22 protein-coding genes and 1 pseudogene are annotated in these 21,785 nt (G+C 59.5%); 7 read left to right on the plus strand and 16 right to left on the minus strand.

All coding sequences use genetic code 11. The annotated features are described in order from the left end of the window. Window positions 1–79 precede the first annotated feature (79 nt). The 3 genes from AB8B33_RS35510 to AB8B33_RS35520 form a co-directional block, all read right to left on the minus strand. On the minus strand, window positions 80–793 hold the full coding sequence (locus tag AB8B33_RS35510) for an HAD-IA family hydrolase (RefSeq protein WP_439019069.1): 714 nt from the start codon (window positions 791–793) through the stop codon (window positions 80–82). A 240-nt stretch (window positions 794–1,033) separates the two neighbouring features. Next, window positions 1,034–2,410: an aspartate aminotransferase family protein gene (locus AB8B33_RS35515; RefSeq protein WP_439019070.1), complete on the minus strand. Its 1,377-nt coding sequence runs from the start codon at window positions 2,408–2,410 to the stop codon at window positions 1,034–1,036. Between the two features lie 13 nt (window positions 2,411–2,423). After that, a complete protein-coding gene (locus AB8B33_RS35520) occupies window positions 2,424–3,260 on the minus strand; it encodes a GNAT family N-acetyltransferase (protein ID WP_439019071.1) in 837 nt (278 codons plus the stop codon). A gap of 326 nt (window positions 3,261–3,586) precedes the next feature. Between AB8B33_RS35520 and AB8B33_RS35525 the strand changes: the two genes are divergently transcribed. Beyond that, window positions 3,587–4,255: a haloacid dehalogenase type II gene (locus AB8B33_RS35525; RefSeq protein ID WP_439019072.1), complete on the plus strand. Its 669-nt coding sequence runs from the start codon at window positions 3,587–3,589 to the stop codon at window positions 4,253–4,255. A 17-nt stretch (window positions 4,256–4,272) separates the two neighbouring features. Beyond that, window positions 4,273–5,547, plus strand: coding sequence for an NAD(P)/FAD-dependent oxidoreductase (locus AB8B33_RS35530; protein WP_439019073.1), 1,275 nt, complete (start codon window positions 4,273–4,275; stop codon window positions 5,545–5,547). A gap of 85 nt (window positions 5,548–5,632) precedes the next feature. Here the strand turns inward: AB8B33_RS35530 and AB8B33_RS35535 are convergent, their stop codons facing one another. The 6 genes from AB8B33_RS35535 to argE all read right to left on the minus strand — a co-directional run bounded on the left by AB8B33_RS35535 (window position 5,633) and on the right by argE (window position 12,221). Then, a complete protein-coding gene (locus AB8B33_RS35535) occupies window positions 5,633–7,090 on the minus strand; it encodes an NAD-dependent succinate-semialdehyde dehydrogenase (RefSeq protein WP_439019074.1) in 1,458 nt (485 codons plus the stop codon). Window positions 7,091–7,107: 17 nt separating this feature from the next. Beyond that, on the minus strand, window positions 7,108–8,148 hold the full coding sequence (locus AB8B33_RS35540; protein ID WP_439019075.1) for a tartrate dehydrogenase: 1,041 nt from the start codon (window positions 8,146–8,148) through the stop codon (window positions 7,108–7,110). Between the two features lie 13 nt (window positions 8,149–8,161). After that, window positions 8,162–9,625 (minus strand): aldehyde dehydrogenase family protein, encoded by a 1,464-nt coding sequence (locus AB8B33_RS35545; RefSeq protein WP_439019076.1) that lies wholly within the window; start codon window positions 9,623–9,625, stop codon window positions 8,162–8,164. A gap of 133 nt (window positions 9,626–9,758) precedes the next feature. Next, window positions 9,759–10,121, minus strand: coding sequence for a cupin domain-containing protein (locus AB8B33_RS35550; RefSeq protein ID WP_439019077.1), 363 nt, complete (start codon window positions 10,119–10,121; stop codon window positions 9,759–9,761). 24 nt (window positions 10,122–10,145) lie between these two features. Beyond that, complete coding sequence (locus AB8B33_RS35555; protein ID WP_439019078.1) at window positions 10,146–11,069, minus strand: 2-hydroxyacid dehydrogenase; 924 nt, start codon at window positions 11,067–11,069, stop codon at window positions 10,146–10,148. 21 nt (window positions 11,070–11,090) lie between these two features. Then, window positions 11,091–12,221 (minus strand): acetylornithine deacetylase, encoded by a 1,131-nt coding sequence (gene argE / locus AB8B33_RS35560; RefSeq protein WP_439019313.1) that lies wholly within the window; start codon window positions 12,219–12,221, stop codon window positions 11,091–11,093. Between the two features lie 258 nt (window positions 12,222–12,479). On the opposite strand from argE, the gene AB8B33_RS35565 reads away from it, so the two are divergent. Continuing rightward, window positions 12,480–13,379: a GNAT family N-acetyltransferase gene (locus AB8B33_RS35565; RefSeq protein WP_439019079.1), complete on the plus strand. Its 900-nt coding sequence runs from the start codon at window positions 12,480–12,482 to the stop codon at window positions 13,377–13,379. Window positions 13,380–13,920: 541 nt separating this feature from the next. On the opposite strand, the gene AB8B33_RS35570 is transcribed toward AB8B33_RS35565, so the two are convergent. After that, a complete protein-coding gene (locus AB8B33_RS35570; protein WP_439019314.1) occupies window positions 13,921–14,139 on the minus strand; it encodes a helix-turn-helix domain-containing protein in 219 nt (72 codons plus the stop codon). 180 nt (window positions 14,140–14,319) lie between these two features. Here AB8B33_RS35570 and AB8B33_RS35575 point away from each other — a divergent pair, with 180 nt between their 5' ends. Both AB8B33_RS35575 and AB8B33_RS35580 read left to right on the plus strand, forming a co-directional pair. Continuing rightward, window positions 14,320–15,210, plus strand: coding sequence for a LysR family transcriptional regulator (locus AB8B33_RS35575; protein ID WP_439019080.1), 891 nt, complete (start codon window positions 14,320–14,322; stop codon window positions 15,208–15,210). Window positions 15,211–15,663: 453 nt separating this feature from the next. Next, window positions 15,664–16,036: pseudogene (locus tag AB8B33_RS35580) on the plus strand (ParB/Srx family N-terminal domain-containing protein); the annotation flags it as partial. A gap of 317 nt (window positions 16,037–16,353) precedes the next feature. On the opposite strand, the gene AB8B33_RS35585 reads toward AB8B33_RS35580, so the two are convergent. The 4 genes from AB8B33_RS35585 to AB8B33_RS35600 all read right to left on the minus strand — a co-directional run bounded on the left by AB8B33_RS35585 (window position 16,354) and on the right by AB8B33_RS35600 (window position 19,331). Next, window positions 16,354–16,515, minus strand: a complete 162-nt coding sequence (locus tag AB8B33_RS35585; RefSeq protein WP_439019081.1) for a hypothetical protein — start codon at window positions 16,513–16,515, stop codon at window positions 16,354–16,356. Window positions 16,516–18,223: 1,708 nt separating this feature from the next. Then, window positions 18,224–18,451, minus strand: a complete 228-nt coding sequence (locus AB8B33_RS35590) for a hypothetical protein (RefSeq protein ID WP_439019082.1) — start codon at window positions 18,449–18,451, stop codon at window positions 18,224–18,226. Between the two features lie 144 nt (window positions 18,452–18,595). After that, complete coding sequence (locus AB8B33_RS35595; RefSeq protein WP_439019083.1) at window positions 18,596–19,036, minus strand: DUF982 domain-containing protein; 441 nt, start codon at window positions 19,034–19,036, stop codon at window positions 18,596–18,598. Next, window positions 18,939–19,331, minus strand: a complete 393-nt coding sequence (locus tag AB8B33_RS35600) for a DUF982 domain-containing protein (RefSeq protein ID WP_439019315.1) — start codon at window positions 19,329–19,331, stop codon at window positions 18,939–18,941. Before AB8B33_RS35600 ends, AB8B33_RS35595 begins: the two co-directional genes overlap by 98 nt. Window positions 19,332–19,885: 554 nt before the next feature. Between AB8B33_RS35600 and tnpA the strand changes: the two genes are divergently transcribed. Both tnpA and tnpB read left to right on the plus strand, forming a co-directional pair. Beyond that, a complete protein-coding gene (tnpA, locus tag AB8B33_RS35605) occupies window positions 19,886–20,272 on the plus strand; it encodes an IS66-like element accessory protein TnpA (protein WP_439019084.1) in 387 nt (128 codons plus the stop codon). Continuing rightward, complete coding sequence (gene tnpB / locus AB8B33_RS35610) at window positions 20,269–20,601, plus strand: IS66 family insertion sequence element accessory protein TnpB (protein WP_439019085.1); 333 nt, start codon at window positions 20,269–20,271, stop codon at window positions 20,599–20,601. The genes tnpA and tnpB overlap by 4 nt, the downstream gene beginning before the upstream one ends. Here tnpB and AB8B33_RS35615 read toward each other — a convergent pair. Both AB8B33_RS35615 and AB8B33_RS35620 read right to left on the minus strand, forming a co-directional pair. After that, on the minus strand, window positions 20,509–21,462 hold the full coding sequence (locus tag AB8B33_RS35615) for a hypothetical protein (protein WP_439019086.1): 954 nt from the start codon (window positions 21,460–21,462) through the stop codon (window positions 20,509–20,511). The genes tnpB and AB8B33_RS35615 overlap by 93 nt on opposite strands. After that, on the minus strand, window positions 21,383–21,691 hold the full coding sequence (locus tag AB8B33_RS35620; protein WP_439019087.1) for a hypothetical protein: 309 nt from the start codon (window positions 21,689–21,691) through the stop codon (window positions 21,383–21,385). The genes AB8B33_RS35615 and AB8B33_RS35620 overlap by 80 nt, the downstream gene beginning before the upstream one ends. Between the last annotated feature and the right edge of the window lie 94 nt (window positions 21,692–21,785).

Raw genomic sequence — 21,785 nt, forward strand, 5'->3', positions numbered from 1 at the left:
TCATTCCCCTTTTCGCTTGTTGGCGGGCAACCCTCTTCGTGGTTTGGCCCGATGCTTTGAAAACCGAAAATTGAGTCAGTCAGTCGCGGGCGTTCCTCACGGCTTGGGCCAGTCCGGCCATCGAGGTGAAGTGGTAGTCGGGCTTGGTGAACTCAGCCGGCTCGATCGTGCCGCCGTAACCCTTCTGTGCGTGGCGGCGCTCGATCCAGCAGTTCGTCACGCCGAGTTCGCGGGAAACGCCGATGTCGTGATACTGGCTCTGCGCGACATGCAGGATATCGTCCTTGCTACCGCCGTCCTTTGAGACGAAGTCGAACACCTTGTGGAAGAAGGCCGGATCCGGCTTTTCCGTACCGGTATCGTCGGCGGTGAAGGCGGCATAGAAAGGATTGCCCAGCGCCTTGGAAAAATACTCGAAGGCCCAGCGACGTGCATTCGTCATGGCGACCAGGCGGTAGTTCTTCGCGAGATCGGCCATGGCCGCGGCACTGTCCGGGAAAGCCTTCCAGGTTTTGGCGGAATCCCTGAGGCGTATGCCATAGGTCTCGTCTGCAGGCAGTCCGAGCTTTGGCGCGATTGCCAGATAGACACGCACAAGATCATCCGGAAAGAGATCGGCATTTTCCGAATATCGGGCGGCGCGGTAGAGGGAGAGCGCCTCCTCGCTGTCGATCTTGACATTCGCTTCGGCAGCAATGCCCTGCAGGCAGGTCGTCAGACCGTCCTCGAAATCGATGAGCGTTCCGACCACGTCGAAGCTCATGTATCTGAATTCCGGTAGAGATTTCGTCAATTCCATATCCCCAGTTGATGTCGCGGGGCGGTCTCGAAGGCTGCCTGCGAAAGAATATGCTGTTCCCGACCTTGGGCATTTTTGCAGAAAATCCCGAATTTTCGGGGCTTCTAGGTCTTGTTAACTAGAATACTGACAGTTCGGCGGAACGGTTTTCGCCGAATCGGGTGGGTGGACCGGCACAAAATTCCGAATTCGGGCTGCCGACGGTATTTCGGCCGGCAGCACCGGGGCCGGAATTCAGGCCTTCACCGCCTTGCGGACATCCGGATCTTCCAGCGTCTGGTCCAGCGTCTTCCTGGTTCGGTTGATGATTGCGTCGATATCGGCTTCCGTGCAGCAGAGTGGTGGCGCGTAACCGAGGATGCCATTGGCGAAGGCGCGGATGATCAGCCCGTTGTCCCAGGCGCGGTCGAAGACTCGGCGGGCCGGCACTGATTCCGCAGGAAGGGGCGTCTTGGCGGCTTTGTCAGTCACGAGTTCGACTGCCGCCAGCATGCCGCGACCCCTGACATCGCCGACAAGAGGGTGGTCCTTCAGGCTTTCGAGGCCGGCCATCAACCGCGCCCCGGCCTTGATGCCATTTTCAAGCAGGCCGCCTTCGTAGAGTTTCAGCACTTCGAGGCCAACGGCTGCACTGACAGGATGGGCAGAATAGGTGTAGCCGTGCCCGACTGCCGATGCGCCGGCACCATCGGCGATGACCTGATACACGTGGTCGGCCATGAAGACCGCGCCCATCGGCACGTAACCCGAGGTCAGGCCCTTGGCCGTCGTCATGAAATCGGGAACAACGTCGTCTTCGGTGCAGGCAAACAGCGGCCCGGTGCGGCCGAAACCGGTGATCACTTCGTCTGCGACGAACAGGATCCCGTATTCCTTGCAGAGGTTGCGGATGGCCTTCATCCAGCCCTTCGGCGGAACGATGACGCCGCCGGAACCCTGGATCGGCTCCATGTAGAAGGCTGCGATCCGATCGGCACCAACGGTCTCGATCTTTGCCTTCAGCGCGGCAAGCGATGCGTTGATGATTGCCTGCGGATCCTGGCCAACCGGGTTGCGATAAGGGTAAGGCGACGGAATCTTATGCTGCCAGTCGAAGGGAATGCCGAAACCGGCGTGGAAGTTCGGCAAGGCGGTGAGGCCGGCGCCGACAGTCGAAGAACCATGATACCCCTGTTCGACAGAAATGAACTGGTCGCGCTGCGTCTGGCCCTTGGCAAACCAGTAATAGCGAATGAATCGGATCGTGCTGTCGACGGCGTCCGAACCGCCAAGCGTGAAATAAACATGGTCGAGATCGCCCGGCGCCCGTTCGGCAAGTTCTGCTGCAAGCCGGATGGCGGATTCGGAGCCAAGGCCGAAATAGGCGGTCGCATAGGGAAGCTCGCGCATCTGGCGCGCTGCAGCTTCGACGATGGAATCGTGGCCATAACCCGCGTTGACGCACCAGAGGCCGGCAAAACCGTCGACCAGCTGGCGACCCTGTGCATCGGTGACGGTGGCACCCTTGGCGGACGAGAGAACGCGAACGCCCTGCTGCTCATGGCCGCGATAGGACGCGACGGGATGGACCAGATGGGCGCGATCGAGTTCGATGAGCGAATTGCTGAGCATGATTTTCTCCGGATCAGCCGAGGGCCTGGTTGGCCAGTGCGAAAGTGGTGAAGGTCGAGATACGGGCGCGTGTCGGTGCAGGGCGCGCCATTGCGACGCCGCCGCCGACGTGAGCGAGCGAATGTTCGGAAAGCCATGCGGCAAGGTCGGCATTGCCGGTATCGAGCCTGAGGAAGGCTCCGGTCCTGCCGCTCATGAAATGCGCGACAAGCGCCATGGCATCTTCAATCGTGGTCGCTGCGACAGGCCCGATAACCTCGCCCCGCCCGAAGGCACGGATGCAGGCAAAGCCAGTGATCCTGCCGTCACGGCGGATCACGGCGAATTCCCCGATTTCGGCAAGTTTGGAAATCAGCGAAGAACGGTCGGCGCCAAAAGCATCCCGGTCGATGGCCATCATTTCAGCCAGATCAGCCGCCGTTGCAGCCTCAACATGGGCCGGATGCGGGACCTGGCCCACCACTCCCTGATGTTGGAACACGTGGCCGGTCTCGCGGAAGCCGAGCTTTTCGTAAAGCGACAAGCCGTCAGCGGTTGCGATGAGCCGGAGGGGGCGTGCACCACCAAGGCGAAGTGCCTCGTCCATCAGCCGGCGGCCGACGCCACGGCCGCGCATGCTGGCATCCACGATCACCATATTGATCGTGGCGCAGTCATCGCCATAGGGCGTCATCAATGTGGTGCCGACGACCTTTCCGGTCTCGTCCAATGCCACGACGCCTTTGCTGACATCAAGCACGACCTGCCAATCTTCCAGGCGATGGGGCCAGCCAGCTTCGCGCGAAAGACGGACCGCGCCATTTAGGTGCTCGCCTCCGAAGGCTCTGGTTTCGATGTCCCCGACTTGCATGGACGATGCTCTCCCTTTTCTGCCGCAAGTTTCGAGGTGAAGGGACCGGAAGATTATCCGAAGGCGGTATCGGTGGCGGTATCTTTCGCCAAAGCAGCAGGGCGGGACCGCATCTTATGCCGTGCGACCGCGAACAGGGCCTGGATAAGCCCTTCCGAAAGCCGTTCCTGAGGGCCAGATCTGCAAGCAAATGCCAAACCGGCGCCGTGATACGAAACTTTCTGCTCCGGATTCCTGCAAATCAGTCGGCGATGATGCCGGAAGCGGCCTTATGATCGTGTCATCACCAGCAAGGCTCGACGGGCCATCACGCAAGGACGAAGCGCATGACGACATTCCGCCCGAAATACATTACCTTCGACTGCCACGGCACGCTCATCAAATTCCAGATGGCCGAAGCCGCCCGCGATCTCTACGGTGATGGTCTCGAAGAACCGGCCATGCTGGAATTCATCAAGAACTTTGCGGCCTACCGGCTTGACGAGATCATGGGTGCCTGGAAGCCTTACGCCGAAGTCGTCCACAACTCTCTGGAGCGAACCTGCAAGCGCAATGGCGTTGTCTTCCAGGACGAGGATGCCAGGATGGTTTATGAGCGCGTGCCGACCTGGGGGCCGCATTCCGACGTTCCGGCCGGTCTTGCCAAGGTCGCCAAGGAAATTCCGCTCGTCATCCTTTCCAACGCGATGAACGACCAGATCCCGTCCAACGTCGCAAAGCTCGGCGCACCCTTCCATGCCGTCTACACCGCCGAGCAGGCGAATGCCTACAAGCCGCGCTTCCAGGCCTTCGAATACATGTTCGACATGCTCGGCTGCGGCCCGGAAGACATTCTTCATTGCTCCTCGTCCTTCCGCTATGACCTGATGTCGGCACATGATCTCGGCATCAAGAACAAGGTCTGGGTCAACCGTGGCCACGAGCCGGCCAATCCCTATTATGGCTATACGGAAATCGCCGATATTTCCGGCCTTGCTGGCGTCGTCGGTCTCTAACGGAAAGGCGCAAGCCGATGAAATACGTCTCCTACTGGCATGATACGGCGCCCCGTTTTACAGGCGCCGTCGAAGGGCCGATCGAAGGTCACTACGATGTCGCGGTGGTCGGCGGCGGCTTCACCGGGCTCGGTGCGGCACGACAGCTGGCGATGGCCGGTGCCAAAGTCATGGTGCTGGAGGCGGAGATGGTCGGTTTCGGCGCATCCGGCCGCAATGGCGGACACCTGAACAATGGCCTCGCCCACAACTACCTGTCGGCGAAGCAGGAGCTCGGCAAGGAGCGGGCAATCGCGCTCTACAAGGCGCTCGACGCTTCGATCGAGACGCTGGAAGCGATCATTGCAGAAGAAGGCATAGACTGCAATTTCCGCCGTGCCGGCAAGCTGAAGCTTGCTTCCAAGCCGCAGCATTTCGAGGGATTGGCGAAGAATTTCGAGGCCGTGCATGCGGAGGTCGATCCGGACACGGCGCTTCTGTCGCCTGCCGATCTCAAAGACGAGATCGGTTCGTCCTTCCACGGCGCCATGTTGTCAAAGAAGAGTGCGATGATGCACATGGGGCGTTATGTCGTCGGCCTCGCCGAGGCGGCCAAGCGGCGCGGTGCCGTCATCGTCGAAAAGGCGACCGTCACCGACATCTCGAAATCAGCCGGCCGGCATGTGCTGAAGACCGCCAAGGGTTCGGTCACTGCCGACAATGTGCTGATGGCGAGCGGCGCCTATACGACGCCGAATTTCGGTTATTTCCGCCGCCGGATCATGGCCGTCGGCAGTTTCATCATCGCCACGCGGCCGCTGACCGATGAAGAGGTCGCGGCGACGATGCCGGGCAAGCGCACCTGCGTCAACAGCATGAATATCGGCAATTACTGGCGGCTTTCGCCGGACAATCGGCTGATCTTCGGTGGCCGGGCGCGCTTTTCGGCGACCTCGGACCAGCGCTCGGACGCCAAGAGCGGCGCCATTCTGCGTGAAAGTCTGATTCGGATCTTTCCGCAGCTTGTGCATGTCGAGATCGATTATTGCTGGGGCGGTCTGGTCGATATCACCAAGGACCGTTATCCGCGCGCCGGTTTTCATGACGGGCTCTGGTACGCGATGGGCTATTCCGGTCACGGGGCGCAGCTTTCTACCCATCTCGGCATGACGATCGCCGACGCGATCCTCGGCCGTCCGGACCGCAATCCGGTGAAGGGGCTCGACTGGCCGGCCGTGCCGGGCCATTTCGGCAAACCCTGGTTCCTGCCGTTCGTCGGGCTCTATTACAAGATGCTCGACAAGGTTCAGTAACGGGAACAGCCGTCATCATCTGAAACAAAAAGGCAGGGGCTGTGATCGCAGCCCCTGCTTTTCATTTATCTCTTCGAAGGCAGGCTCAGTTGAGCCCGCCCATATGAAACGTCTTCACTTCCAGATATTCTTCGATCCCAAGCTGCGAGCCTTCGCGTCCAAGACCCGATTGCTTGACGCCGCCGAAGGGCGCGACCTCGGTCGAGATCAGACCGGTATTCAGCCCGACCATGCCGAATTCCAGTGCCTCGCCAACACGCCACGCGCGCTTCAGGCTTTCCGTGTAGAAATAGGCGGCAAGGCCGAACGGAGTGCCGTTGGCAATCGCGATCGCTTCTTCCTCCGTCTCGAAGCGGAAGAGGGGGGCGACCGGGCCGAAGGTTTCTTCGCTGGCAAGCTGCATGTCGGTCGTGGCGCCGGTCAACACGACTGGAGCCGTATACTGGCTGCCTGCCGGCAGGTTCGGTTTCGCCGTCACGATTTTGGCGCCCTTGGCGACCGCGTCCTCGACATGGCGGTTGATCTTGGCGATCGCGGCACCGTTGATCATCGGGCCGATCGAAACGCCGGCTTCCGTGCCCGGACCGACCTTCATGGCATTGACGCGCGCCGTCAGCTTTTCGGCAAACCGGTCATAGACGCCGGCCTGCACGAGGATTCGGTTGGCGCAGACGCAGGTCTGGCCGCCATTGCGGAACTTCGAGATGATCGCGCCTTCGATCGCAAGATCGAGATCAGCATCGTCGAAAACGATGAAGGGCGCATTGCCGCCGAGTTCGAGCGACAGCCGCTTGATGCTGTCGGCAGCCCCGTGCATCAGCAGCGAACCGACCGGCGTCGAACCAGTAAACGAGATTTTTCTGACCGTCGTATTGGCCATGATCTCGTTGCCGATTTCCTTCGGCATGCCTGTGACGATATTGATGACGCCGGCGGGAATGCCCGCCATCTCAGCGAGGACGCCGAGCGCCAGCGCCGAATAGGGTGTGAATTCCGAGGGTTTCACCACCACTGTACATCCGGCTGCGAGCGCCGGCGCGATTTTCCGTGTGATCATCGCATTCGGAAAGTTCCAGGGCGTGATGATGCCGCAGACGCCGACCGGTTCCTTCAGAACGATGATGCGGCGGTCGGGCGTTGGCGAGGGAACGGTCGAGCCGCCGATGCGGCGCGCCTCTTCCGCGAACCATTTGACGAAGGAGGCGCCATACCGGATTTCACCGCGCGCCTCGTCGAGCGGCTTGCCTTGCTCGGTCGTCAGGATCAGCGCGAGATCTTCCAGATACTCGTGCATCAGGCCGTACCAGGTTTCGAGCAGCGCGGCGCGCTCGGCATGGGTCTTCTTCTTCCATGCCGGATAGGCCCTGTTGGCCGCCTCGATCGCCGCGCGGGTCTCGTCACCGCCCATGTCGGGCACGGTGCCGATCACCGTCTGGCTGGCGGGATCGAGAACATCAACCGTCTTGCCGGAACCGGCGGCAAGCCAGTTGCCGCCGATCAGGCCTTGCTGGCGGAACAGGGAGGCGAGTTTCAAATTCTGCATGGATCCGTTCCTCGTGTTCAGAGCGCAGCGAGCAGTGCTGCGGTGATGGCGTCCGTCTTGTCCTTGCCGGGAACCGTGCCGATGCCGCCGGCGGTCACGGTCTCGATCGCCTTCATGACGGCGGCGGCAGCATCCTGTTCGCCAAGATGATCGAGCATCATCGCGCCGGACCAGACGGTGGCGATCGGGTTGGCGATGCCGAGATGGGCGATATCCGGCGCCGAACCATGTACCGGCTCGAACATCGACGGCGCATTGCGCTCCGGATTGATATTGGCCGAGGCTGCAAAACCAAGGCCGCCCTGGATCGCCGCGCCGAGATCAGTCAGGATATCGCCAAACAGGTTGGAGGCGACGATCACGTCAAGCGTTTCCGGCGCCATCACCATGCGCGCCGCCATGGCGTCGATGTGATAGCTGGTGACCTCGACATCGGGATATTCGGCCGAAAGCTGCTTCGTCACATCATCCCAAAACACCATCGAATACTTTTGGGCGTTCGACTTGGTGACCGAGGCCAGTTTCTTGCGCCGTGTGCGTGCCTGCTCGAAGGCGAAGCGCAGGATGCGTTCGACGCCCTTGCGGGTGAAGATCGAGGTTTCGACCGCCACTTCGTCCGTGCTGCCCTGGTGAATGCGGCCGCCGGCGCCGGAATATTCGCCCTCGGTGTTTTCGCGGATGCAGAGAATGTCGAAAGCGGTTGCCTTAAGCGGTCCTTCGACGCCGGAAAGCAGCCGGTGCGGGCGGATATTCGCATACTGGACAAAACTCTTGCGGATCGGCAGGAGCAGGCCGTGCAGCGAGACCGAATCCGGCACTTCCGCGGGCCAACCGACGGCGCCAAGCAGGATGGCGTCGAAGCTGCGCAGCGTCTCGATCCCGTCTGCCGGCATCATCGCGCCGGTTTCCTTGTAGAAGGCGCAGGACCACGGAAAATTCGTGCCTTCGAGGCCGAAGCCATGCGCGCCGGCGGCTTTCTCCAGCACGGACCATGCCGCGGAAACCATGTCGTGGCCGATCCCGTCGCCAGGGATGAGGGCAATCTTATGTGTTGTCATGTTTTCAAAATCCTCAAAGGCTGATCAGGACGCTTTTGCTCTTGCGGTTGGCCTGGAAAGCCTCCCGTCCGAGATCCTTGCCGATGCCGGACTGCTTGTAGCCGCCGGTCGGCAGGATGTGGTCGCGCGAGCGGCCGTAGCGGTTGACCCAGATCGTACCGGCCTGCAGCCTTCGCGTCAGGCGAATGGCGCGCGACAGGTCGCTGGTAAAGAGGCCGGCGGCAAGTCCATAACTCGGATGGTCGGCAAGGCTCATTCCCTCGTCTTCGTCTTCGAAGGTCTGGAGCGTCAGCACGGGTCCGAAGATTTCCTCGATGACGGCAGGAGAATTCTGGTCGATGCCGGCAATCAGCGTTGGCGAATAGAAAAATCCCGGCACGTCCATGGAACGCCCGCCCGTCAGGCATTCGGCACCGGCGGAAACCGAGGCGCCGATAATGTCGTCGATCCGCTGGCGCTGCCTCTCGGAAATGATCGGCGAATACTGGCTCGCCGCATCCCAGGTCGGGCCTGGAACGATGCCGACCATCTTCTTCAAGATGGCCTCGATCAACTGGGGTGCGACGCTTTTCTCAACGATCAGGCGTGATCCGGCGACACAGGCCTGACCGGCATTGCCGGTGATACTTGCGGTCACCGCCGCGGCGGCCTTGTCGATATCGGCATCGGCAAAAACGAGCTGCGGGCTCTTGCCACCAAGCTCCAGCGTCATCGGCTTGATACCGGTACGGGCGATGTTTTCCATGATCGCCGAGCCGGCGCGAGTGGAGCCGGTGAAGCTGACCTTGGCGATATCCGGATGGCCGGTCATCGCATTGCCGGTCGTCATGCCGTCGCCAAGCACGATATTGATCAGACCGGCCGGAATGCCGGCATCTACGGCAAGCTGCGCCAGTCGAAGCGTCGAGAAGGGTGTCATCTCGGACGGTTTCAGCACGACCGCATTGCCGGCCGCAAGCGCCGGGCCGAGCTTCCAGGCGGCCATGTTGATCGGGAAATTCCAGGGCGTGATGGCGCCGACGACGCCATAAGGCTCGGTCATGATCATGCCGAGGTTGCCGTCATCGGTCGGAACGAGAGCGCTCCCTTCCTTGTCGGCGAATTCCGCGAAGAAGCGGATCTGTTCGGCCGAAATACTGATGTCGCCATCGACCAGATGGCCGACAGGTCGCGTCGAGGAGACTGCCTCCAGTTTTGCGAGCTCCACGGCGTTCTGTTCGATCAGATCCGCCCAGCGATGCAATGCCTTCAATCGCTCGCGCGGGCGAATTCCGCCCCAATTGCTGTCCTTCAGGGCCTTTTTGGCCGTCTGTACGGCCTGATCGACCAGATCGGCGCCGGCGATCGGACAATCGGCATAAGCCTTGCCATCGGAGGGCCGATGCATCGGAATGCTGCCCTCGGCGGCCAGGAGTCGGCCGTCGATGAAATGCCCCATCGGCAATGGAAGGCTGTCGGGATCGAAACTCAGGCTCATCGGTCCATCTCCGGTCATCTGACGGGAATGCTACCGTATCGGCGCATCTGCGTGATCCGGTAGAGGGAATTGGCGCGGCTAAAAAATCCGTTTTAGCCGCGCCATACGACGTATTGTTTGGCAAGCCGCCGGATCACGCCTCGGGCGTCACGACGAGGTAGATCTTGCGTACCGTTTCGATTGTCTTCCAGGTGCCGACGAAGCCCGGCTTCATGACGAAGCTGTCGCCTGCCTTGTAGGTCACCGGCTCGCCATCCTTCGGCGTGATTTCCACGACGCCCGAAATGATGTGGCAGAATTCGAAGGTGGTTCCCTTGATCGAATGGGTGAGGCCGGGTGTTGCCTCCCAGACGCCGGTGCGGACGAGTTCGTCATGGGACTCGTCCTGTGCCCAGGTCTTGAATTCCGGGCTGCCGGAGATCAGCCGTTCGGCTGTCGGCTTGTCCTCCCGCGGCGCGAAGGACGGATCGTGTTCGATGGTCTTGAGAAGCGACATTGCTGTTCCTTTGGGGTTGAGTGTTCAATAGCCGCGTTGGCGATCGACGAGGCCGACTGGATCGAGCCCGGCGCGAAGGCGCTTTAAATTGTCCGCGACGGCAAGGGCTGCGGTCTGGGGTTGGGTGACGCTGGCGGTATAGGGCGTGATGATGATCCGCTCATGTCGCCAGAGCGGATGACCGGGCGGCAGAGGCTGCGGGTCCGTGACGTCAATGACGGCGCCGGACAGATGCCCGTTATCGAGTGCATGCCGAAGCGCCTGGTGATCCAGCTGTGGTCCGCGCCCCACCTGAACGAGGCCGGCGCCTTTCGGCAGCTGACGGAAAAGATCGGCATTGAGGAAGCCGCGGGTCTCGTCGGTGAGGGGAAGAAGGCAGATCAGGATATCAGTTTCGGCCAGCATCGCCGTCAGGCCGGCCGGACCACTGAAACAGCGCACCCCATCGATCTCGCGGGCCGAGCGGCTCCAGCCGGCAAGCGGAAAGCCGAAAGGCTTCAATCGGTCAAAAGATGCCTGGGCCAGGCTGCCGAGTCCCAATATGCCGACCCGGCGGTCGCTGGCCTGCACCGGCGGTAGGGACTGCCAAAGCTCGGTCTTTTTCTGCTGGATATAGACGGGCAGGTTGCGGTGCAGGGCCAGCACGCCGAGCGTGACATATTCCTGCATCATGCGGATGATGCCGTCCTCGATCATCCTCACGATCCGGATATGATCGGGGATCTTGGCTGCCTGAAACTGATCAACGCCGGCGCCGATCGAAAAGATCACTTCCAGGTTGCGGTAGCGGGCCAGATCGGAAGGCACCGTCCAGGTGATGATGTAGCGGACGGCGTCCGGATCGACCGAAGCGGCATCCATGGAAAACGGCAGGCCCGGCAGTTCGCGGGCGAAGACGTCGCGAAAGACCCGGCCGCGGGCCGTGTCCGAGTTGAAGAGGAATGTCATTCTGTGCTCCGGTTCTGGGCGTCAGGTTTCGGCACGGCACCTGTCGCCGAGGGCATCGATCATTGCCTGGCAGGCGGCGAGTTCGCCGGTCTCGATGAACTCGTTCGGCTTGTGTGCCCGCGCAATGTCGCCGGGCCCGCAGATGATCGCATCCACGCCCGCCCGCTGGTAAAGGCCGGCCTCGGTTCCATAGCTGACGGCGGCGAGCGGCGCTAATCCCGTCAGATCCTGCAGGAGGCCGGCAAGCGGCGATGTGGGAGGCAGAAGCAGCGCCGGATAGCTGCTCAAGATCTGCCAATCGACGTCGAAACCCTTTGCCGCCAGCTTTTCGGCTGCGACGCGCACCGGCTGGAGCAGGGTTTCCGGGTCGGCGGAAGAGATTGCGCGTGCCTCCAGTTCGATGCTGCAAAGCTCGGGAATGATGTTGACGGCCTGGCCGCCCATGATCCTGCCGATCGAGAGCGACGAATAGGGCGGTTCGAATTCCGCCTCGAACGGGCCTCGGGTCAGCGTTTCGGCCGCGGTAACGGCAGCCTGCTGCACTTCTGTCATGGCATGGATCGCATTGAGGCCGAGATCCGGCCGGGAAGAGTGGCCGGAACGGCCTTTTAGCGTCAACCTGGCAGCGGCTTTGCCCTTATGCGCGAGGATTGCCTTCATTCCGCTCGGCTCGCCGATGATGGCGCCAAGGGGAGACGTGCAAAGATCGGGCAGGCGGGTCAGCAGATGCGGCACGCCGCGGCAACCGGATTCCTCGTCATAGGAGAAAGCGAGATGGATGGGACGGGAAAGCGGCCTGGAGACCATTGTCGGCACGGAAGCAAGAACGGCCGCCAGAAATCCCTTCATGTCGGTCGTGCCGCGGCCGTAAATCCTGTCGTCCTCGATCCGCATGCGGAAGGGATCGCTGTTCCATCCCGCCTCGGCGGCAGGCACGACATCCATGTGGCCGGAGAGGATGTAACCCGGTCTGTCATCCGGTCCGATCGTCGCAAAGACATTCGCTCTGTCGCCTTCCGGACCGGGCAGGACATGCGCCCGGATACCGAAGGATTTGAGATAGTCGGCGATCCATTCGACGATCTCGCCATTCGGCGTACCGACGACGGACGGAAAGCCGACCAGCTTTTCCAGAATGTCCAGGGCGCGCATCGCCATCGTTTCTGCCTCCAGACAGTGTGAACTTGCCTCCGCAAACCGGGCTAGCGTAGAGCAGGTGAACCAATCTCAAGGATCAAGGTTAGAGCGATGCAGATGAAATGGCTGCCGAAAGCGGAAGGGATACGGTCAAATCTTGTGCTGCATCGCGCTTCAGCAGTGAAATGTTTCGCTGAATGGTGGTTAGGATGACCATCGGGATATCCGGGCGCAGGATCCGGAATAGGGTGTGCCGTCTCGGCTGGGTGAATGATGGATAGCAATCTGCCTCGGACATTGAATGTCGATAATTTCGAGATGCACTTCGCCGACGTTGCGAATGTCGAGATGTCGCAGTTGCAGGCCCTGTCGATTTCCGTCGGTTGGCCGCACCGAGCTGCCGACTGGCAGCATCTGCTCGACATCGGCAAGGGCTATGTCGCGCTGGACGAAATCGGCCGGGTCGGCGCCTCCGCCATGTGGTTTCCCCATGGCGAAAGCTTCGCTACCTTCGGAATGCTGGTCACCTCACCCAGGCTGCAGGCCAATGGCGCGGCCAAATGGCTGATGCAGCGGATCATGACCGATTGCGGTCACGACTGTCTCCGGCTGAACTCCACGCTCGAAGCCCGGCGGCTTTATGTCTCACTCGGCTTCATTCCCAAGGGCACGGTCTATCAGTGCCAGGGAACCGCGCTTGCGCCGGCGCCGATTGCGCCCATCGAGGCCGGGCTTGCCCTGCGGCGGCTCGATCGCGGCGATCTGGTGGCGATCATCGCGCTCGACGCACCGGCTTTCGGTGCGGCTCGCCGCCAGCACCTCCTGCGGCTGTTCGATAGTTCCATCACCTATGGTCTTTACGAGGGTGACAGGCTGCGTGCCTATTCGATGCGCCGCCGTTTCGGGCGCGGGCATGTCGTCGGCCCGGTCGTTGCCACCTGCGATGCGGATGCGATCCGCGTTACCCACCCGCATGTCGCTGCCCATGTCGGTGGCTTCCTGCGTATCGACACGCATTTCGACAGCGGCGCCTTTGCATCCTTCGTCCAGCAATGCGGCCTCGGTGTCCATAATACAGTAATGACCATGGTGACCCGGGAAGAGGCGGTTTACGGCACGGGGCTGGACGGCGGCCCGGTTGTCTATGCCTTGGCCTCGCATTCTCTGGGCTGACTGTCTCCACTGCCTTTGATCAATTTTCCGGGACAGCCCAAGCTTAGATGATCTCAGTTTATTATGAGTACGGATGTCATAGGAAAACGTGAGGGTCAGGTAACACCCTGACGGCGCTTCCGATTCTACCTTGGTGGGATAAACTAAAGCTATACTTTATATTCCAAATGTAAATCAGGCAGTTAGTGCCCTCGGTGTGTTGAAGGAGACCTCTTTAAGGGCGCCGATATCAGGGCATGGGTGTCCCACCCGCTAGAGTGGATTGAGCGTGCATAGCGCCTAGTGGACAGCGCGATCAATGGTTAGAAACGAGCAGGCGTGGGATGGCGGCTCCGGCCGCTCCTACCGCATCGGAGGTTTTCACATTCGCATGTGGGGCAAAAGCGGAAAGCAAGCAACCAGCCCCATATCGTCCATTCCCGGAAGCCTAAGATCCTGCCTCACCAAAGGGAAGCGTTGCGCGGGGAGTATTTAAGGAGAGGGTCGTTGGTTCTACTCCCTTCAAGGCGTGCAGACTTCCGTCCTGGTGATCAATGTAGCGTTAGGCTGTTGGAGTCTTGAGACGAATACCCGGGCCACCGGTTCCTTCGTAATCCCCGTCAATGAAGATGATGCCAGCACTCTCTAGTGCCGAACGAATGGCTGAGATAGTTCTCGGCTTTAACTCCTCGCCTCGTTCGAAACGGACAAGCGTGTTCGTTGACACGCTTGCTGAAGCAGCAAGATCCTTCACACTCATGTCTAGAGCGGTCCGTGCCATCTTGCATTGAACGGGCAACAAAATCGCCTTCTCCTATCGAAATCGCCTTGACGTGGCGATTTTCTCTACATATCTTGGTCTCGAACGATCATTCACGTCATGCGTGATTCTCGAAAATTAGAATAGCTAGCTCTCGTCTATGGCGGGAGGCAAATCCTTTGTCGTCAGGAAAGACGGATCATGGAATTACGCCAGCTATCCTACTTCGTTGCGGTGGCCGAGGAGCTGCATTTCGGCAGGGCGGCGGCCAAGGTGCATATCGCCCAGCCGGCACTGTCGAACCAGGTGATGGCGCTCGAGAAGGAACTCGGCGTGCAGCTCTTCCTGCGCACGACACGGCGGGTGGAGCTGACGCGGGCAGGGGCGGCATTCTACGAGCGGTCGGTCAGGATCCTCAGCGAAGTCGACCTGTCGACCGAGATCGCCCGGTCTGTGGCTGGCAAGACGGCGCGCAGGATTGCGATCGGCACCGTCTATCCGGCCACGATCGGCGTGCTGCCATCCTTCCTGTCTCGCATTGCCCGCAAATATCCCGATATCCGCCTGCATATCGAAAGCGGCACCACCGATGACATCATCCGCCATATCGAGGCAGGCCGCATCAATCTCGGCTTCATCCGGCCGGTGGAGAATATCGGCTCGCTTCGCTTCTTCTCGATTGCTCACGAACGCTATCTCCTGGCGGTTGCCAGGGAGAGCCCGCTATCGCTGAAGAGCGAGATCGACATCGAGGATCTGCGCAATGAGAAGATCATCTCCTTCTCGCGGCAGAACCTCTCCTACAGCGAGCGCTATTTCGCCGAAAAATTCGAGGAGCACGATCTGACCGACAATGTCGCCTATACATGCGACGACACGTTCTCACTGGTGTCGCTGGTCTCAGCCGGTCTTGGCATCGGCTTCGTGCCGGAATGGACGCAGGATCTGCCGAACCGCGGGTTTGAACTGAAGAAGGTGAGGGGGATCGATTTCAAGATCGGGCTTGGTGTCGCCTGGAACCGGGAGGATCCGACGGCCTCACGCGACGACATCATCGATATCGCCCGGTCGCTGGTGCGGCCGGGCAGGTGAGGGAAGGAGCCGACCATCTTCGCGAGGATTGCGACTGCCGGCGAAATCGGACCGCAAGCGGAACACTCGGTCGTGGGGCAGTCGGTCCCGCATCTCCTTCGGACCGTTTCCGCTGACGCTCCTGCAGCTGCCCTTCCTCACATCCTCGTGTGACGCGAATTCCCGCTTTCCGGCGCTCGGGCGCCGCCGCTATGCTGAAAGCTCCGATACGCTGCTTTGTGTGTTTGATCGATCCTTCGGATCGAGTGCCAGGCTCTGCACAGTGGTGTGTGGAACGGTGGAGCTCTGATCGTATCATCGGATGTCCCTCATCAGCCGTGGAGAACGCGTTGGCGATGGAAGCGAAGGCGAGCCTTGGTGGGTAGAACGAGAGTGAGAGGAGGGACGGGAAAGCTGTGACGGGTTGGAAGGGTTGGAGAGAGGCTCCGCCCGGTCCGTCATGGAGAAAGCGACATGGCTTACGCCACCCGGAAAATCACTCTCGCTACCGCCTGCGACATTCCCTTCAACAAGCTGGTGCTCAGCCAGGCGAATGTCCGCAAGATCAAGGCGGGTGTCTCGATCGAGGAGCTTGCCGAAGACATTGCGTCGGGGTCTTTTGAGCAGCCTCAGTGTTCGCCCCGAACTCGACGACAACGGCAACGAGACCGGCCTCTACCGCATCCCGGCCGGCGGCCGCCGCTACCGGGCGCTGGCACTGCTCGTGTCGCAGAAGCGTCTGTCGAAGACATCGGGCATCCCCTGCGTGATCAGCCGTGGCGAGACACCGGAGGTCGAGGACTCGCTTGCGGAGAACGTCCATCGCGTCAGCCTGCATCCGCTCGATCCGCAAGGATGACGGATCCCTGTCGGTTTTTAATCGCTTTTTCTGCCTTCAACTCTTTCGCCATTCGATCGAACGCTTCTTCCTCGGTCTCGCTATTCATCTCGTCACTTCCAATGAACTTTGTGGAGTGAATAACATCGGGGAAATCGCAGGACAACGAGGACGATCAGTGCACACCCACCCCACCGCCCCATCATCAAACGGTGGGGGACGCTTCATCTACCAGCACGGCGCCATCCGGCAGCGCGGGCTTCTTGTTCGGAGCAAAACCACCGCTCCCCGTATTCGTAGCGGATGATGGTGTCAGCGTAATATTCCTAGCCTTTGAGGTGGTAGATCTTCTCGCCCGAGCCGATCGAGATGTTGCCTTTAATATTGCAGACAGGGTCGTTGAGCGATCGAGGCAAAAGCGTGTAACCGCCCGCGCCCAAGAAGGATGCGGATGAAGAAAGCAGGACGATAACCGAAAACTTGCTCATGCCCCTCCATACAAGGAATAATTGTAAGTTTGGTTTTCGTGAATTCTAAATTCTAAGGACACCCATCACCCTCATCGCCTGGTCCAACCTCTAAGCGATTGGAGGGCGTCACATTAAGGTATATCAGCTGATATTCAGACCTCTGCGGCTGCATTGGCGCGCAGAGGTTTTCCTCGTTCATAATGGAGAGCTGGTCCATGGGACGTCAGTCTCTCCGACGCAAAACGGCCAAGTGGTGATCACCAAAAGCAGTGAGTTCTTCCTGTCCAAGGAAGGTATGCCTATCGTAAAGCCCCGGCGGGTTGTAAGGCTTCGGTCACAGCCACCGCCCCATCATCACGCGATGCTGAAAGAAGGAGCCCGCTAAGGGTGAAAGAAGCGGGCTCCAAAAAGCTCAGATGCCGGAACAGGTACCAAACGGACCAAGCGCGTCACTAGGTCACATTCGACGTATCTAGGCGAGCAAATTCGGCTGAACCATGTATCGCCACCGCCCCATCATCGTTTGCAGCATCAGCGGGCGAAACCCACACGCGGCGGCTGAATGGTCCAGTGACCTCCGTCACATCGCGCGAATTTTGAACCCCAGCGATGTGACGGAGGTCACTGGACCGCCTCATCTTCATCCAAAAGACGTAGGAACGGTTGATGAACGGACGAGCAACGGTAAGGTAGGGCATTCTAATGCGATGTGTTCTGTCGCCCAAACCGAGCACACTGCACTCCACCGCCCGATCATCGACGGCTGGCGACATGACGCGAGGACGGAGGAGCCGTCTGTGTCTGATCAGATTCATCGAGTTCCCCGCTGCTAAGTTGCGAGATACCCAGTTGGACTACTTTGATCATATCAGTCATCCGCTGACCGCGGCCGTCCTGGTACTGTTCTAAAGTAGGAGTGCTGAGCGCGACGTCCATCAGTACGGAAATGCGATTTTCTCTCACCACTTTGGCGCCGAGAGACCAAACGCGGTTAAACAATATTCTGTCCGAATCGTTAATTGGCATGACTATCCATTAGCTGGTTGACCACGACGCTCGTATCGAGCGAAAAGCGCTAACAGAGGTAGGCGCGCGCTTCCCGTCATCAAGTGAAAACCGCGTGACATATGTCGCCGGTCACACCGTCGCGCTCTTGGCCTGATCCAGGATGACGTCGATGAAATCGTTACTGTCCATCACAGTTGGAACGATGCCGTTCTCGTGGATGAAAATGACAAGCCAATGCGTACTGTCGAGCTGTATTGCGATATGGAACCAATTCGTGATTGCCTCCTGTTCGCCAGAAGAACAGCGCGGCCTCGGGAGATGGTCTAACCGCCACATGTGGTGAGCGAAATTTCGCCCCCTGAAATTGGTAGTCGCCAGGCAAAGAACCGGCTACTCATCAAGGCCGCCTCCGTCCGCCAAAAAGGAGCCCGCCGAAGCGGGCTAGTTTCTGGGGGAATTAACAGGGAGTGGACCGCAAGGCGAAGACCGTGAAGAATCGCAACGAGGATGGTTCGCCGCGCGACCCAGCTATTAGACTCACAGGCGATCGGTTGGTTCCAAGGGGATGCAGCAAAAAGAAGCCCGCCGAAGCGGGCAAGCTTTTCTGAGGAACGTAGGATCGCGCAGCCGAAGCGATTGAAGGGTCAAACGGGACGTGCATTCGCCGCGCGGTCCATGCCGCCCTAACTGACGCGATGCCTAAAAGTTCCGGTTAGCCTTAGCTTTTGGCTGCAAAGGCCAAGACTTTCAAGTGGTCGAAGTTGTGGACGCCCTCACGGAACAGTTCGATGATAACAGCGGCGATATGCGCCGCCTCCTCGCCATCCTGGTCAAGCTGAAATTCTGCCATCACGGCATCCAGCACGCGCCGGCATATGGCGAGGTCTTCCGAAGTCATCGGGTGATCGCGCCCGCGTATGTGACGTTCAATCATTCGATCCACCATTATTCGAAATCAGGACTCGAGATAATTTCGCGAGGTCAGTTTTCAAGCGGAAGAGTGTTGACCGGGCCCTCCTACAATCAAGCCTGTCAGGCTGATCGTAATATAATCAGTTGTCCCGTCGTGCCAGCGCGCCCAGCTGATCGGCTAGCGGGGTTGCCCGCTTGTGGCCATTTCGATTGGAACGTACGCCTCCTGTGCGGCGGCTATGAAGAAATCACGAGCCTCCTCCGGTGTTCGCAGTCCTGCGTCGACATCAGCGCAAGTCTGTAGCGCCTGGAGAAATGCCTTGCCAGTCGAGACCGGCCACGCGTTCAACAGAGTGTTCAGCGCTTCCTCAGTCGTCGCGATGATGAACGTCTTTCCGGTGCGCCTGCAGGCAACCAGCACAGGCGCTTCCCATCGACGTTTGCTCATAACTTCGGACCTCTCAAAAGATATACCTGTGCTCGTCGGGGCCAAAAAGCCATTCTTCGTCGGCAGAAAGTTATCAATGAAGAACGGCGACGGTCGTAACGCCTGCTTCCTCAGCGGCACGTATGATTGCCTGTCTGAGCTTTTCCGGCTCAAGCTTCCCAGCCATGACATCGAGGCAGGCTCTCACGGCAGCAAGAAACTCCTCTCCGTCGTCCAGCGGGAAACTCCTCATCAGAACGTTGGCAGCCTCTTTGGCCGTCCGGACTATCACACACTCGTTCCTATCCTCGAAGATAACGGCAACCGGCGAAAACTCGGCCGAAGTGTTCCATTCCATTACACTTGGTCCCTGACGAACTAACACATCAGTAAGTCTGCAAGATATGTGCCGCCGCTTATGGCGGCGCTGCGCGGTACAGGCATTGCATTGAAAGGGCAGGGCAGGAACAAGGATGGCAGACGACATGAGCAACAACAACGACGCCCACCGAACCTATACCGATGCGATCACGGCGCAGCTAGGCGAACGGGTAACCAGAGGTGGCTCGGTTTGCCTGAACAGCTTGCGACGTTTCGCTAAGTGAATTTCCGCCTAGATTATGCCGCCACCATCATCGGTGTCAGCGGGTTGAAGTAAGCCTGATCCGGCGTCTTCCGGTCAAGGGGTGAATGTGGACGTTCTTTTTTCAAGAATGGTCTCGTCTTGCTGAGCCCTGCCCGCCGAAAGCGGGATTTTGGTGCAGCCGTTGTGAGCGGCGACCGCATGTAAGGTTGACCGTGCTCGTAGAGCCGCGTCGTGCAAGGGTTCAGACCTTCGATACCGAAACAACGCTCAGATCAAGCAGTGGAAGGACCAACTCCTTGAGGGGGCGACAGGCGCGCCTCAATGCCCATCTTCTTCATCAGCGTCGCAACATGAAGCCGTCCTATCGTGAGCGTCCGGTGAGCCGGTTTTGGTCGTGTGCATAATTGGCGCAAGTTACGTCACAGATGATTCATTTGTGACGTAACAGGGTATGAATGGCCAAGGTTGAGATCCTGACGGGTACGGAGCGACAGCGGCGGTGGTCGACAGAACAGAAGCTTTCGATATTGCGCGAAGCGTTCAGCGCGGATGGCAACGTTTCGGATGTGGCACGTCGGCACGACGTTCTTCCGCAGCAGATTTACGCCTGGCGAAGGAAGCTTTTGCCACCCGAATTGAAACCTTCAGAGACCGTATCGTTCGTCCCGGTGTCGCTTGTCGGGGGCTCTGAGAGCTTAAGTGACGGCTCCAAGAGGAGCGGCGCTCGGTCTCGATGGAAAGACGTTGAAATTGTGCTGAGGAATGGCCGCTTGCTGAGAATTGCAGCGGACATGGATCTCGAGGTGCTATCGTCGCTGGTCGCTTGCGTGGAGGCGGCATGATCGGGCCTTCCGGGAATGTGCGGGTCTATCTGGCCTGCGGAGTGACGGATATGCGGCGCGGCATTGATGGTCTGTCGGCGCTGGTTGAGACGGGGATCAAGGAGGCGCCGGGCTCCGGCGCAATCTTCGGATTCCGCGGGAAACGCGCCGACCGGATCAAGCTTTTATGGTGGGATGGCCAAGGGTTCTGCCTGTTTTACAACGATTTGAATTCATACTGCATCACTCTTCTGGCTTCAGTTGAAGGTTTTGGCTTGGCTTTCGCACTGGTTAAGCGCGGCGACGCGATCAACGAGTTGGTTCCATCGACTGCATTGCTTTTGCGGTAAATCTGTCTTTGGAAGCTCGTACAGGTAATAGTGTCCGTTGTAGGCATGGCTGGTGACGAGGCCATGTTCAGCCCATCTGGCGAGGGTATGCTCATGGATATTGAGGTGTGCAGCCGCCTCCTTTTTTGTCAACATCCCACGATCCCGGAGGCGGTCATAGCGTGATCTCAGCTTGTACTCGCGAACGAGATAGGTGACGCGTTTGGTTGTGAAGCGGGCGTTGCGCTGGTCGCGGCGCGTCACCGAGCCGGGACGGTATCCCTGATTGTTGAGAATCTCTGCGATCTCGGAAAAGATATGATCATCGAGGAGTTTATCGATCAACACGATGATGTCGGGGTTCGTCTTGACCTGCTGGCTGGGAGATCTTGGGCTGATGGTGACGAGCGTCTGGGTTTTGCCGCCCTTGAAGCGAATATGAGCCTTGGTGGTGCCTCTCTTGGGTAGTTTGAGGAGGGTGACGTCCTCAATGATGTGGGCAAGCAGCCGCTTTCGTTCGCGGTTGGGGGTCTCAGGGCTGGTCCAGAGCTGTTTGAAGTCCGCCGTCATTGCGATCAACCGCTCGTGTACGGCCTTATCGAGGATGAATTGATCGTGCTCCCGGCCGCGCTCGCGCTCTTCGCGGGCGTTAGCCAAGATGCGGAGCTTTCCGTTCCATTCGCCTTCGAGCGTGTCGGCAACGAGACGGTTATTGGGGTCGACGAGCATGAAACGGCGCTGGGCGAGATCGGCTTCCGTTTGGGCCCGCTCGATCGCGCGACAGCGCAGCCGGTCCGCTTCTTCATGTCGCGCTTCGATCTCCTTGCGGACTTCGATTGCCAGTTCGACGGCTGCCGGCGTCATCTGCTCGGCGATCAGCATGCCGATGGCTTCTGGAAACACCATACTCGTCGGAAGCGTCTGTTACCGAGACGTTGTCGACGGAGACGCGTCGCAGCATCTCGTATTTGACCTGGACCGCGTCATGCGGATCGAAGAACTCGCTGCCGCGAAACTTTGGATCGCGCACCTTCTCGGAATTTGGATTGAAGGTGCCCTCGTCGATGAGGGCGTCCATCTTTGATCGCTTGCCGCCGTACTTCGCGGGCATTGCAGGCTCCAGATATGAGATCGAGTAAGAATGTAATTGCAATTATGCCGCATATCTCGGTTATATCAAGGATGAGATCACATCTGAAGTCCGT

This window comes from Rhizobium sp. 768_B6_N1_8, from assembly GCF_051811225.1.
Taxonomy (GTDB): Bacteria; Pseudomonadota; Alphaproteobacteria; order Rhizobiales; family Rhizobiaceae; genus Rhizobium.

What these genes read in the sequence shown, in the direction of transcription:
- AB8B33_RS35515 (WP_439019070.1), bottom strand. Translation starts at nt 2,410, where the DNA reads ATGCTCAGCAATTCGCTCATCGAACTCGATCGCGCCCATCTGGTCCAT.
- AB8B33_RS35520 (WP_439019071.1), bottom strand. Translation starts at nt 3,260, where the DNA reads ATGCAAGTCGGGGACATCGAAACCAGAGCCTTCGGAGGCGAGCACCTA.
- AB8B33_RS35525 (WP_439019072.1), top strand. Translation starts at nt 3,587, where the DNA reads ATGACGACATTCCGCCCGAAATACATTACCTTCGACTGCCACGGCACG.
- AB8B33_RS35530 (WP_439019073.1), top strand. Translation starts at nt 4,273, where the DNA reads ATGAAATACGTCTCCTACTGGCATGATACGGCGCCCCGTTTTACAGGC.
- AB8B33_RS35535 (WP_439019074.1), bottom strand. Translation starts at nt 7,090, where the DNA reads ATGCAGAATTTGAAACTCGCCTCCCTGTTCCGCCAGCAAGGCCTGATC.
- AB8B33_RS35540 (WP_439019075.1), bottom strand. Translation starts at nt 8,148, where the DNA reads ATGACAACACATAAGATTGCCCTCATCCCTGGCGACGGGATCGGCCAC.
- AB8B33_RS35545 (WP_439019076.1), bottom strand. Translation starts at nt 9,625, where the DNA reads ATGAGCCTGAGTTTCGATCCCGACAGCCTTCCATTGCCGATGGGGCAT.
- AB8B33_RS35550 (WP_439019077.1), bottom strand. Translation starts at nt 10,121, where the DNA reads ATGTCGCTTCTCAAGACCATCGAACACGATCCGTCCTTCGCGCCGCGG.
- AB8B33_RS35555 (WP_439019078.1), bottom strand. Translation starts at nt 11,069, where the DNA reads ATGACATTCCTCTTCAACTCGGACACGGCCCGCGGCCGGGTCTTTCGC.
- argE (WP_439019313.1), bottom strand. Translation starts at nt 12,221, where the DNA reads ATGCGCGCCCTGGACATTCTGGAAAAGCTGGTCGGCTTTCCGTCCGTC.
- AB8B33_RS35565 (WP_439019079.1), top strand. Translation starts at nt 12,480, where the DNA reads ATGGATAGCAATCTGCCTCGGACATTGAATGTCGATAATTTCGAGATG.
- AB8B33_RS35570 (WP_439019314.1), bottom strand. Translation starts at nt 14,139, where the DNA reads ATGGCACGGACCGCTCTAGACATGAGTGTGAAGGATCTTGCTGCTTCA.
- AB8B33_RS35575 (WP_439019080.1), top strand. Translation starts at nt 14,320, where the DNA reads ATGGAATTACGCCAGCTATCCTACTTCGTTGCGGTGGCCGAGGAGCTG.
- AB8B33_RS35585 (WP_439019081.1), bottom strand. Translation starts at nt 16,515, where the DNA reads ATGAGCAAGTTTTCGGTTATCGTCCTGCTTTCTTCATCCGCATCCTTC.
- AB8B33_RS35590 (WP_439019082.1), bottom strand. Translation starts at nt 18,451, where the DNA reads ATGGTGGATCGAATGATTGAACGTCACATACGCGGGCGCGATCACCCG.
- AB8B33_RS35595 (WP_439019083.1), bottom strand. Translation starts at nt 19,036, where the DNA reads ATGTCATGGCTGGGAAGCTTGAGCCGGAAAAGCTCAGACAGGCAATCA.
- AB8B33_RS35600 (WP_439019315.1), bottom strand. Translation starts at nt 19,331, where the DNA reads ATGTCGTCTGCCATCCTTGTTCCTGCCCTGCCCTTTCAATGCAATGCC.
- tnpA (WP_439019084.1), top strand. Translation starts at nt 19,886, where the DNA reads ATGGCCAAGGTTGAGATCCTGACGGGTACGGAGCGACAGCGGCGGTGG.
- tnpB (WP_439019085.1), top strand. Translation starts at nt 20,269, where the DNA reads ATGATCGGGCCTTCCGGGAATGTGCGGGTCTATCTGGCCTGCGGAGTG.
- AB8B33_RS35615 (WP_439019086.1), bottom strand. Translation starts at nt 21,462, where the DNA reads ATGCTGATCGCCGAGCAGATGACGCCGGCAGCCGTCGAACTGGCAATC.
- AB8B33_RS35620 (WP_439019087.1), bottom strand. Translation starts at nt 21,691, where the DNA reads ATGCCCGCGAAGTACGGCGGCAAGCGATCAAAGATGGACGCCCTCATC.